This window comes from Frankia canadensis (assembly GCF_900197875.1).
In the GTDB taxonomy this organism is placed as follows: domain Bacteria; phylum Actinomycetota; class Actinomycetes; order Frankiales; family Frankiaceae; genus Frankia; species Frankia canadensis.
In genome coordinates this window covers 1-10,843 of record NZ_FZMO01000128.1, presented here as the reverse complement: position 1 = coordinate 10,843, position 10,843 = coordinate 1, and the positions used below count along the sequence as shown (strand labels likewise).

The following is a 10,843-nucleotide window of genomic DNA, read 5'->3' as shown; positions in this document are numbered from 1 at the left end:
GGCCCGGGTCGCGGGGCGGGGTGGGCGCGGGCGCGCACCTGCTGGGCCGGGTCGCGCTGCGCCGGGTGCCGCAGGCGGTGGCCGTGGTCTGGGCCGCGTTCACGGTCACGTTCCTCGCCGTCCGCGTCCTGCCCGGCGACCCGGTGGCCCTGATGCTGACCGGCAGCAACGGCTTCTCCACCCCGACCCCGGAACAGATCGCCCAGGCCCGCGCCGACCTCGGCTTCGACCGGCCGCTGGTCGTGCAGTACCTGCACGCCCTGGCCGACGCGGCGCATGGCGACTTCGGATCGTCGATCCAGACCGGCCGATCGGTCTCCTCGGTGATCACCGAGGCGTTGCCGTCGACGCTGCGGCTCGGCGCCACCGCGCTGCTCATCGCCCTCGTCCTCGGCTGCGCCGTGGGCCTGCTGGCGAACCTCGCCCCGGCCGCGTTCCTGCGCCAGGTCCTGCGTTCGGTGCCGGCCGCCGGCATCTCGCTGCCCTCGTTCTGGGTCGGGCTGATGCTGCTGCAGCTGTTGTCGTTCCGCTGGCACCTGTTCCCCACCCTTGCCGGCGGCGGCCCGCGCGAGCTGGTCCTGCCCGCCTGCACGCTGGCGCTGCCCGGCGCCGCCCTCGTCGCCCAGGTGGTCGGCCGCAGCCTGCACGACAGTCTGCACCGCCCGTGGGCGGACACGATGCGGGCCGCCGGGATCGGCCCCGGCCGCCTGCTCGTCGGCCACGGGCTGCGGCACGCCGCCCTGCCGACGCTGACCGTGCTCGGCCTGCTCGTCGGCAACCTCATCGGCGGCGCCGTCGTCGTCGAGACGGTGTTCTCCCGCCCCGGCATGGGGCTGATCGTCCAGGCCGCGGTCGGCGCGCAGGACCTGTCGGTGGTGCAGGGCGTCGTCGTCGTCGCCGCGGTCGGCTACGCCATCACGAACCTCACCGTCGACCTGCTCTACCCCGTGCTCGACCCGCGGCTACGGGGCGGCGCTCTCGTGGCGGCGGCCCAGGAGGGTGAAGCCGGATGAGCGCCGTCGACTCCGCACCCACCACCGAGGCCGCACCCACCACCGAGGCCGCGTCCAGCACCGAGGCCGCACCCAGCACCGCCGAGGCCGGGCGGATGGGGGCCGTGCGCCGGGCGGCCCGGTACGCCGCCAGGCATCCCGGCGTCGTGCTGTCCGCCCTCGCGCTGCTCGTGGTACTCGGCTGGATGATCGTCCCCGGCTGGTTCTCCCACCAGTCCCCGAACACCGGGGACGGCGCGCACCGGCTGCGAGCGCCGAGCGAGCACCATCTGTTCGGCACCGATCAGCTCGGCCGGGACGTCTACGCCCGGGTCGTCCACGGCGCGTCGCTGTCGCTGCGCACCGCGCTGGCCGCCACTGGCGTCGCCCTCGGCGCTGGCGTGCTGCTCGGTCTGCTCGCCGGCTACCTCGGCCGGTGGGTGGACCTCGCGATCATGCGGATCGTGGACGTCACCCTGTCCATCCCGCCGGTGCTGCTGTCCCTGCTCATCATCAGCGCGCTCGGATTCGGCACAGTGAACGTCGCGATCGCGGTGGCGCTCACCAGCGTGGCGAGTTTCGCCCGCCTGACCCGCGCCGAGGTCCTGCGGGTGCGCACCGCGCCGTTCGTCGAAGCGGCCACCCTCTGCGGGGCCCGCTGGTGGCGGATCCTCGCGCGGTACGTCGCGCCGGCGTCCGTCGGCCCCGTGCTCGCGCTCGCCGCACTGGACTTCGGGTTGGTCGTCCTCGCCGTGTCCGCGTTGAGCTTCCTCGGCTATGGGCCGCCGCCGCCCGCGCCGGAATGGGGAGCGCTGGTCGCCGGCGGCCGCGACTACCTGGCCACCGCCTGGTGGCTGACGGCGATGCCAGGCCTGACCATCGCGGTCGTCGTACTCGCCGCGAACCGGCTGTCCCGGGTCCGCGAGAACGAACGGAGCCGGCCATGAGCGTCGCGGCCCACCAGGATCCGGCCCAGCCCTCCTCGGCCGCCCTCCCCCACGTGGCCACCTCTCCCCACGCGGCCGCCTCGCCCCACACGGCCACGTCGCCTGACGCGACCGCCTCACCCGGTGCGGGCCGCCCGCTGCTGCGGGTACGCGGGTTGCGGGTGACCTACCGGGCCGAGTCCGGTGGGCGCGCGATCGCGCTCGACGGCGTCGACCTCGACGTGCCGGTCGGGCGGATCACGGCGGTCGTCGGCGAGTCCGGCTCGGGCAAGACGACGCTGGCACATGCGCTGATCGGCCTGCTGCCCGAGGGCGGCCAGGTCGACGCGGGCAGCATCGACCTGGCCGGACGGGACCTCGCAGGCCTGCCGGAACGGGCCTGGCGGGAGGTCCGCGGCGCCCGCGTCGGACTGATCCCGCAGGACCCGGGAGTCAGCCTCGACCCGGTGTGCACGATCGGCCGGCACGTCACCGACGTCCTGCGTGCCCACCGGCGGCTGCCCCGCGCCGCGGCCCGGGACCAGGCCATCCGGTTGCTCACCAACGCCGGGATCCCCGACGCCTCGACCCGCTTCCGGCAGTACCCGCACGAGCTCTCCGGCGGTCTGCGCCAGCGGGTGCTGATCGCGATGGCCACGGCCGCGGGCCCTGAGCTGCTGGTGGCCGACGAGCCGACGTCCGCGCTCGACGTCACCGTGGCCCGCCGCATCCTCGACCACCTCGACACCCTGGCCGCCGCCGGCACGACCATCCTGCTGGTCACCCACGACCTGCTCGTCGTCGGCGACCGCGCCGACCACGTCGTGGTGATGTCCGGCGGCCGGGTCGTCGAGGCCGGACCCACCGAGCGGGTGCTCACCGACCCCCGCGAGCCCTACACCCGTCAGCTTCTCGCCGACATCCCCGGGCGCGCCCTGATCCGCCGAGCCGCCGGCCAGCCCGTCGGATCCGGTGAGCCCCACGAACCCAGCGAGCCCAGCGAGCCCGCGGACAGTCCCCCCTCCGCGACCACCCGACGCCGACCCGCGGCGTTCGCGACGTCGCAACGTGCGCGGACAGCGGATCCGAACGCGTCGGCCCCGGACCTGCCCGTCCCGGCCTCGCTGGTCGCGCCGCCGCCGTTGCTGGTCGCCGAGGGGCTGCGGCTGGTGTACCCGGGGCGCGGTCCGCGTACGGCGGCGGTCGACGACGTCAGTTTCACGATCCCGGCGGGTACGACGATGGGGCTCGTCGGCGAGTCCGGCTCGGGCAAGAGCAGCATCGCCCGGCTGGTGCTGGGCCTCGTCCGGCCCACCGCCGGCACCGTGCGGATCGGCGACCAGGAGGTCACCGGGCTGTCCGGCGCCCGGCTGCGCGCCCTGCACCGCAACGTCCAGCTCATCTACCAGAATCCCTACAGCTCGTTGAACCCGCGATTCACCGTCGAGGAGATCGTCGCCGAGCCGCTGCGCAACTTCGGGATCCTCGGGCGCGCCGAACGGCCGGCGCGGGTCGCGGACCTGCTGGCCGACGTCGCGCTTCCCGCGGCCGTCGCCCGGCGCAGGGCGGCGGAGCTGTCCGGTGGGCAGCGTCAACGCGTCGCGATCGCCCGCGCCCTCGCGCTGACCCCGCGACTGCTCGTCTGCGACGAACCGGTCTCCGCGCTCGACGTGACCGTGCAGGCCCAGATCCTGCGGCTGCTGCGGGAGCTGCGGGACTCCCACGGGCTGACCTATCTGTTCATCTCGCACGACCTCGCCGTCGTGCGGGAGCTCGCCGACCAGGTCGCGGTGCTCCACCGTGGCCGGCTCGTCGAGTTCGCCGACACCGAGCGGCTGTTCGCCGATCCCCGCGACGACTACACCCGCACCCTGCTGGCCGCGATCCCCGGCACCCGATGATGAGGACACGATCATGGATCTTGGGCTGATCAGTTTCGGCAGTCTCCTGCCGGACCCGCGTACCGGCGTCGCGTTGAGCCAGCGCCAGCGGCTGCGCGACGTCGTGCGCGCCGCGGCGGACGCCGAGGAGTTCGGTTACGCCTGGTACGCCGTCGGCGAGCACCACTTCGGAGAGCGTGACGTGATCCCGTCGCCGGCCGTCGTGCTCGCCGCCATCGCCGAACACACCAGCACCATCCGGCTCGCCACCGGCACCACACTGGTGGCGAACCGTGACCCGGTGCTTGTCGCCGAGGACTATGCCCTCGTGGACCTGCTCAGCGACGGCCGCCTCGAGCTCGTCGCCGGCGCGTCGTTCTTCCCCGACCCGTGGACGGTGTTCGGACACGACCCGCAGGTGAAGGCGGCGCGCAAGCGCGAGGCCGTCGAACTGCTGCTGCGGTTGTGGACCGAGGACCGGGTGACGTGGCAGGGCCGGTTCCGACCGCCGCTGGACGACGTGCGGGTGCAGCCCCGCCCCGCCCAGGCCGCCCCGCCGCTGTGGATCAGCGCCGGGGTCGGCTCGGGGTCGGTCCGCCTCGCCGTCGACCACGGCCTGCCGCTGATCGCCGGGACCACCGCGCGCCCACCCGTTGACTTCGTCGACGTGTTTGACGCCTACCGCCGCGAATGGTCCCTCGCCGGTCGCCCCGGACCCTCCGGGCGGCTCGGCGCCGCGAGCCACGTGTTCGTCGCCCCCACGTCCCAGGCGGCCCGCGCCACCTGGTCGCAGTACATCACCAGCTACCTGTCGGCCCGGCTCCCCTCGCACGGCGGCTCGCCGCGCCCGTTCGACTTCGACGAGTACATCGGTCCCGACGGCCCGGCGATCTGCGGCAGCCCCGCCGAGGTCGTCGACCGCCTCGGCGCCCTGCACGGCCTGTGGGGCCACGACCTGCACCTGCTCGCCATCGACATCGGCGGCATCCCCGCTGACGAGGTCCGCGCCGCCACCGAGCTGCTCGCCTCCGACGTCCTCCCGCAGGTCGCCTCCCTCGGCGCCACTGCCGCGCGACCCCCGGCCGACCCGGTGGCGTCGCGTGCTTGACCCGGACGTGCGTGAGCTCGCCGCCGGCCGCAACCTCGGCTATCTCACCACGCTGATGCCCGGCGGCGAGCCGCAGACCAGCATCGTCTGGCAGCACGCCGACGACGAGCACATCCTCGTCGGCACCCAGACCAGCCGCCAGAAATACCGCAACATCCTCGCCGACCCGCGCGTCACCATCCTCCTGCACGACGCCGCCAACCCCCGCCGCTACATCGAGGTCCGCGGCCGCGTCGTCGCCACCGAGACCGGCCCGCCCGCGATCGACCTGGCCCACATCACGTTCACCAAGTGGACGGGCAGCCCCACGCTGCGCCCCGCCGACGGCGAACGCGTCCTGCTGCGCCTGCGGGCCGACCGCATCCATCGAAAGGACTGAGTTGACCCCACCGGACCTCCCCCACGGTGCCAGCGCCGGCCCTGCCACCAGCCCCGATGTCGGTACCGTCGTGGGCGGTGACCCGGTGCCGCCGCTGGTCGACGCCGCCTGGCTCGCCGTCCATCGCGATGACGTGATCATCGCCGACGTCCGCTGGTACCTTGACGGACGCAGCGGGCACGACGCCTACCTCGGCGGCCACCTGCCCGGCGCCATCTGGGTCGACGTCGACACCGCCCTGTCCGCGCCACCCGACCCGGCCGGCGGGCGCCATCCGCTGCCCGATCCGGCCGCGTTCGCGCGTTCGCTCGGCGACCTCGGCATCCCGGCCGATGCGGTCGTCGTCGCCTACGACGACGCCGGCGGCGGCTACGCGGCCCGGCTGGTATGGCTGCTGCGCATCCTCGGTCAGCCCGCGGCCCTGCTCGACGGCGGCCTCGCCGGCGCTGGTGCGCTCGAGACCGGACCGGTGCGCCGCGAGCCGGTCACCCGCGCCGTCCTCGACTGGCCCGCTGCCCGGTTCCGCACCGCTGACCAGGTTGAACAGGCTCTCGCCGCGGGCACGTCCGTGGTGCTCGACGCGCGCGCGGCCGGCCGGTACAGCGGCACCGAGGTGCTGCCCAGCGATGTCCGCTCCGGGCACATCCCCGGCGCCCGCAACGCCCCGTGGGCGGCGAACCTCACCGCCGCCGGCACGTTCGCGCCCCGTGGCGAGCTGTACGACCGTTACCACGCCCTGGGCGTCGAGGAGGACACCGAGGTGATCGTCTACTGTGGCAGCGGAGTCACCGCCTGCCACGATCTGCTGACGCTGGAGCTGCTCGGCGTCGCCGACACCGCGCTGTACCCCGGCTCCTGGTCGGCATGGTCCGCCGACCAGACCCGGTCCGTCGCGACCGGCGCGGAGGCCGGGACCGCTCCGTCCGCGCCGGGTGTGGGGACGGTCGAGCGATGAGCGCACTGACCGGTTGTAAGGTTCCGAATCGGGTGCTCGATCTCGCCCTGCGCCGCGCGTAACACCACGACCGGCTCAGTCGGGTCCTCCCCGTCCGCGCCGGCGAACCCGAAGCCCACTCCTGCCCGGCCGATTCACCGTCAGTGTCCCGAACGGCAGGCGCCAGGACACCGGAATCGACGCAACGCCTCACAGGACACGTCCCGGACCACATCCACGATCCCGCAGACCGGGGCGGTAGGTCAGCTTCCGCTGGTCATCCCGACCTTGCCGGCATCGCCGTCGGTACCTTCTACCGAGCCAGAAAAGGCCGATGGCAGCACCCGTCCCCGACCGTGTGGCCACCGCCCGCCACCTACCGAGAGATGCGAGAGTTGGCTACCGAGATCCTGCCCGGCTGCCAATACCGCCGCCACCTGCTATTGCGCTACAGCATTATCTGGCACCGCCCCACCACTCTATAACTGAGACAGGCCACCATGCTCGGGAAGGGCGAAAGATGTGAGGATCGAACCGGCGGACGACGCCATGTTCCGCGAACGCGACGCCTGGCGCTACGACCCGCCTTACGACTTCTACGACAGCGACGGCCTGCCCGTGAAGAACCCTGAGCTGTTCTTCGCGGTGCGCGACGACGACGGCGCCCTCGTCGGGTTCTACTTCTTCGAGCCGGTCGACGACGGGCTGTTCTACGGGTTGGGCCTGCGGCCGGATCTCACCGGTCGTGGGCTCGGCGAACAGTTCGCGCTGGCGGGTCTGGAGTTCGCCCGCCCCATCTACGGCCGGTGCCGCGTGGTGCTCGATGTCGCGTCCTTCAACGAACGCGCCATCCGCCTGTACCGGGGCCTCGGTTTCGCCGAGACCGGCCGGCATACCGAGACGTTCGACGGTTACGGGCCCGTGGAGTTCGTCGACATGGAAAAGCCCGGCTGAACGCCCTCCGCGTCGGGCTGGTCGATGCGGAGCCCCCCTCGGGATTGACTCGTCCGCTGCCCCACACCCGGCCCTTGATGGCGGGCAGCACGCCGCGCAGCCGCTCGTCGTCCTCGAAAAGGATCCATGCCCTGGTCGAGGATCTTGCCATGATGGTCTTATGAGCCCTGCCATCGTGGGAATCCGGATGTGGTGCGAGCTCGCCTCAGCCGGCCCGATGGCTTCTTTCCGTCGAGACCCGCACAACGCCGCCGGTGGCGAGGGTGGTGCCGGGGGCGGCCGGGCGGTGGCCAATGGCCCGCTCGGCCCGGTGCTTGCCCCGGCGCCGGGGGTGGTGCCGGATCCGACCTCGGCTCCAGGGCTGGTTCCGAGGCCGGCCGCATTGCAGGGTTACCGGGATGCGGGCAGCGGGCTCTCCTTCACGGTGCACGAGTTCGCCGAACTGTCGGACGGCCTGGAGGTCACCCTCCTGGATGACCGGGGCTGGGGCATGTCGCGCCGCGGTGGGACTCCCGACGAGATCCTGGCCGAGCTGACGGTCGAGGAGATCGCACGCATGGTCTATATGGTCCTGCTGCCGGATTGGGCCGATGTTGACCACCCGCTTCCGCCGCACCTCGCCGCGGTCGAGGGCAGCGGAGGGGCACAGGACTGGGATCTGCTCGTGGAACGGCTGCGAGCGTTCGGGGTGGTCTCCACGCCGGCCGAGCTCATGCGGATACCGCGCCGCCTCGACCTCGGCGACCACCTCCGCGCGTCGCTGGCCACCCCTGCTGAATAACACGTGTGGCTCCGGACACCGGCCGGCCCGAGTCGGCCACCGGCGACCCGTCCGGCATCGTCGCCGAGGACGTCGACAGCTGCAGCTGCGCGGCGGACGACGGCGCCCAGCCGCTCGCCGTGTCGGCGTGCTGTCGTTGCGCTACAAGCAAGCACCCCCTGTCATCGCCGTCGTCGGGGGGTCCCATCATCTGCGCGGTGAGCGAGAGCGCGCAGGCGAACGGAGGCCCGGCTGCCACTGATGGCTTTCCCTGGCGGCCATCCGCCTCGGCGGGGCCGGTGACCGCGGTCGCCGGCCCAGGCGCGTCGCTGGCATCGGGGTCACCGGCCCCGGGCCCGGCCGTCGAGGCGTCGTCGACCGAGGAGCCGGACCTCTGCGCGGCGGTGCTCCAGGCACAGCGCGGTGACGAGCGGGCCTTCCGGCTGATCTACCGAACGATCCAGCCCGGTCTGCTGCGGTATCTCCGGGTGCTCGTCGGCGACGACGCCGACGACGTCGCGTCCGAGGCCTGGCTGCACATAGCCCGGGACCTGGCGACGTTCCGCGGCGACTTCGACGCCTTCCGCGGATGGACGGCCACGATCGCCCGCCACCGTGCGCTGGACCACCTTCGTCGACGGACCCGTCGCCGCAGCGAGTCCATGCCCGTCGAGATGATGCTGACGGAGGTGGCCGCGCCCGACGACACCGCGGGGGGAGCCCTGGAGTCCATCTCCACCGAGGCCGCCCTGCGCCTGATCGCGGCCCTGCCGTTGGACCAGGCGGAGGCGGTGCTCCTGCGGGTGGTCCTGGGGTTGGACGCGAAGACCGCCGGACGTGTCCTCGGTAAGCGCGCCGGCGCGGTCCGCGTCGCGGCGCATCGGGGGTTGCGCCGGCTTGCCGAGCAGCTCGGTGAGCGCGGGATCACCGAGGCCGCTCCCCCGGAGGCGGGTGAACATGGACGCAGGCACGGCACACGGCGATGATCATGGTCTGTGGCCAGGTGTAACACCGGAGACGGCTCCAACGCTGAAGGACGTGAGATGACCACACGCCGACCCCGCCGGATCGGTCGGGGCGACGCGGAGCGGATGCTTCGCGGCGCTCCGGTCGACGCTGGGGCCGGTCCGGATCACCTCGCCGACCTGCTCGCTGCCGCGGCCGCCCCGGCCCGCGACGGCGAACTCGACGGTGAGGAAGCGGCCGTGGCCGCGTTCCGGGTGGCGCCTCTCGCCCCTGTCACCCAGCCGCGGAGAGAACCCATGTCCAAGCTGTTGCTCGCGAAGCTCCTCACCGTGAAGGTCGCCGCCACGGCACTGGGCGCCGTCACCCTCGGCGGCGTCGCCGTCGCCGCCACCACCGGGAACCTTCCCGTCACCGGTGGACGTGGCGGCGCGGCCGTTTCCTCGACGGCCACCCCCTCCGCCGAGGTCACGGCGCCGTCGCTGCCCACGCCGAGCGCCGGCGCGCACGTCTCGGCGCAGCTGCTCGGGCTGTGCCACGCCTACACGGCGGCGGCCGGCGCCGGCGCCGGCGCCGACGCGGCTCTCGCCTCCCCGGGCATGAGCGCCCTGGTCACAGCCGCTGGTGGGCGTGCCCAGGTCGACGGCTTCTGCGCGAACGCCCTGGCCGCGCAGACCGGTGTCACGGCGGCACCAGGCGTGGCTGGGGGTGCGGAGGCCGGGGCGACAGGTGCCGGTGTCGGCGCGAGCACCGGGCCGACGGATGTCGGCGGGCGGGGTGTGGGTCTGGGTGTGGGCGCGAGTGCGGGCCCGAACGGCGCGGGTCTCGGCGTTGGGGTGGGGTCGGGTGCCGGCGTCGGCACGCACGCCGGGCCGACGGGCGCCGGCCTCGGCGCGCAGGTTCCGGGTGCGGGTGTGGCCGCGACCGCGAGCCCGGGTCGGGTGGGACTCGGTGTCGGGCTGGGGTCCGGTGCCGGCGCGACGACCACCGCGTCGCCCGGTGCCGCCGGTCTCAGCGCCGCTGTGAGCGCCGGCGCCTCGCCGTCGGCGCACCGCTGATCGGATGGTATTCGCACAGCCTGCGCTCCCGCCGCACCGCGCGGTGGGAGCCCGGGCGAGATCGCTACGGAGACCACGACCAGCGATGACCGACGACCTTCGCCGTTCCTGTCCGTCGTGGTGCCGGGAGCCCGCCGGGCACCTGCACCCGCAGAGCGGCGGGCCGGGCGACTGCCACGCCGCCGAGATCGCCACGGTCCGCCTCGGCGAGATTCCCGGCCTGCGCGGCGCGACGCCGCCGATCCACGTGAAGATCGAGCAGTATGTCACCGACGCGACGGCGTATCCGCCGGTGATCTCGCTTGATTTCGGCGGCGCCGGCGAACCCAGCGGCAGCGACTTCCTCACCCCCGAGGAGGCGTACGCCCTCGCCGCCGCCCTTCGCCAGGCGGTCATCACCCTGCGGACCGCCGGTTGCTCCAGGGGTGGACAGCAAGTTCCCCCAAGTGCAGGGGTCGTGCCAGGTCGTCAAGCAGAACCGGGGCGCTGAACGGTTTCTGGCTGTGGACGATGTCGGGCCGCGGGCCGGCCACGACCGTTCGGCCCGGGTGGTGTGGCCGACATCAGCATGACTGGCAGCTCAGGGCGGATCCGGAGAAGCCGCGCGATAAGCTGGCAGCCGGGCTCGATGTGTTCTCATAAAACATGGAGAAACACTCTGGCCGCTCACCCACTCACACCACTCCGCCCCCGCCGAGGCAAGAGACCACACGCCGATCACTGGGGCTGTAACACCAGTCGACGAGCGTGCCGGTCGGGAGCGCGGTTCAGTTCCACAGAGTGGCGATCGGGGCGGCGACGATGCCCTCGCCGAGCGGGTAAACCCGCTTGCCGGTGTGCAGGACGACACCGGCGACGAAACGGTCACCGAGTTCGTCGCGCAGCCAGG

Annotated in this window: 11 protein-coding genes; all 11 read left to right on the top strand. The window is 73.4% G+C overall.

Features of this window, described 5'->3' with window-relative positions:
* Positions 1 to 1,013: ABC transporter permease (locus C1A33_RS12895; RefSeq protein WP_341477221.1), on the top strand; the 1,013-nt coding region annotated here is incomplete at its 5' end.
* Positions 1,010 to 1,939: an ABC transporter permease gene (locus C1A33_RS12890; RefSeq protein WP_101831758.1), complete on the top strand. Its 930-nt coding sequence runs from the start codon at positions 1,010 to 1,012 to the stop codon at positions 1,937 to 1,939. The genes C1A33_RS12895 and C1A33_RS12890, both read left to right, overlap by 4 nt.
* Positions 1,936 to 3,819, top strand: a complete 1,884-nt coding sequence (locus tag C1A33_RS12885) for a dipeptide ABC transporter ATP-binding protein (RefSeq protein WP_101831757.1) — start codon at positions 1,936 to 1,938, stop codon at positions 3,817 to 3,819. The genes C1A33_RS12890 and C1A33_RS12885 overlap by 4 nt, the downstream gene beginning before the upstream one ends.
* Before the next feature lie 13 nt (positions 3,820 to 3,832).
* Positions 3,833 to 4,906: an LLM class flavin-dependent oxidoreductase gene (locus C1A33_RS12880; RefSeq protein WP_101831756.1), complete on the top strand. Its 1,074-nt coding sequence runs from the start codon at positions 3,833 to 3,835 to the stop codon at positions 4,904 to 4,906.
* Positions 4,899 to 5,285 (top strand): TIGR03618 family F420-dependent PPOX class oxidoreductase, encoded by a 387-nt coding sequence (locus C1A33_RS12875; protein ID WP_101831755.1) that lies wholly within the window; start codon positions 4,899 to 4,901, stop codon positions 5,283 to 5,285. The genes C1A33_RS12880 and C1A33_RS12875 overlap by 8 nt, the downstream gene beginning before the upstream one ends.
* A gap of 1 nt (position 5,286) precedes the next feature.
* On the top strand, positions 5,287 to 6,240 hold the full coding sequence (locus C1A33_RS12870) for a sulfurtransferase (RefSeq protein WP_243407480.1): 954 nt from the start codon (positions 5,287 to 5,289) through the stop codon (positions 6,238 to 6,240).
* Between the two features lie 501 nt (positions 6,241 to 6,741).
* Positions 6,742 to 7,173 (top strand): GNAT family N-acetyltransferase, encoded by a 432-nt coding sequence (locus tag C1A33_RS12860; protein ID WP_101831754.1) that lies wholly within the window; start codon positions 6,742 to 6,744, stop codon positions 7,171 to 7,173.
* A 160-nt stretch (positions 7,174 to 7,333) separates the two neighbouring features.
* Complete coding sequence (locus C1A33_RS12855; RefSeq protein ID WP_243407479.1) at positions 7,334 to 7,954, top strand: hypothetical protein; 621 nt, start codon at positions 7,334 to 7,336, stop codon at positions 7,952 to 7,954.
* 383 nt (positions 7,955 to 8,337) lie between these two features.
* On the top strand, positions 8,338 to 8,919 hold the full coding sequence (locus tag C1A33_RS12850; RefSeq protein ID WP_243407481.1) for an RNA polymerase sigma factor: 582 nt from the start codon (positions 8,338 to 8,340) through the stop codon (positions 8,917 to 8,919).
* A gap of 57 nt (positions 8,920 to 8,976) precedes the next feature.
* Complete coding sequence (locus C1A33_RS12845) at positions 8,977 to 9,954, top strand: hypothetical protein (RefSeq protein WP_101831753.1); 978 nt, start codon at positions 8,977 to 8,979, stop codon at positions 9,952 to 9,954.
* A gap of 85 nt (positions 9,955 to 10,039) precedes the next feature.
* On the top strand, positions 10,040 to 10,444 hold the full coding sequence (locus C1A33_RS12840) for a DUF6907 domain-containing protein (protein ID WP_207770289.1): 405 nt from the start codon (positions 10,040 to 10,042) through the stop codon (positions 10,442 to 10,444).
* The last annotated feature ends 399 nt before the right edge of the window (positions 10,445 to 10,843 follow it).